At 81.1% G+C, this 509-nt stretch carries 1 pseudogene; it reads left to right on the forward strand.

Annotation, left to right across the window (positions count from 1 at the left end):
- Positions 1-256, forward strand: a pseudogene (locus tag DN069_RS35580) (RNA polymerase subunit sigma-24); the annotation flags it as partial.
- Between the last annotated feature and the right edge of the window lie 253 nt (positions 257-509).

The raw sequence follows: 509 nt of genomic DNA on the forward strand, positions 1-509 counted from the left end.
CGGCAAGGTCACCGCGGCCCGACGCCCGCTGCACGGCACCGACCACGTGGCCCGCTGGATGCTCGGCGTCCTCGCCAAGCCCGAACTGCAGGGCATGGCCTGGGAGTCGGCGAGCATCAACGGCGAGGAGGGAGTGCTGTTCACCCTCGGCGGCCAACCGGTCGGCGCGCTCAGCTACGACATCGCCGACGGGTGCCTGCAGAACCTGCGCTTCCAGGTGAACCCGGACAAGCTCGGCGGCCTCCAGCCGCGCTGAGCCTCACCCCTCGGCGACCCCGCCCTCGTCCCCGCCCCCCCCCACCCCCCCGCCCGCCCGCCGCCAGGCGGGCGAGCGCGGCGGGGGGCGGGGGCGGGGGCGCGGGCGGGGGCGCCGGGGGGGGGTGCGCAGCGGGGCCGGGGGCCGGCGGGGGTGTCCGGGGTGAGCAGGGGGCGCAGGGGCGGGGGGGACCCGGCGGGCGGGCGGGGGCGGGCGGCGCCGACCGGGTGGGCGGCGGGGGGGGACAGCACGG

The sequence above is a fragment of the Streptacidiphilus pinicola genome, assembly GCF_003258295.1.
Taxonomy (GTDB): Bacteria; Actinomycetota; Actinomycetes; order Streptomycetales; family Streptomycetaceae; genus Streptacidiphilus; species Streptacidiphilus pinicola.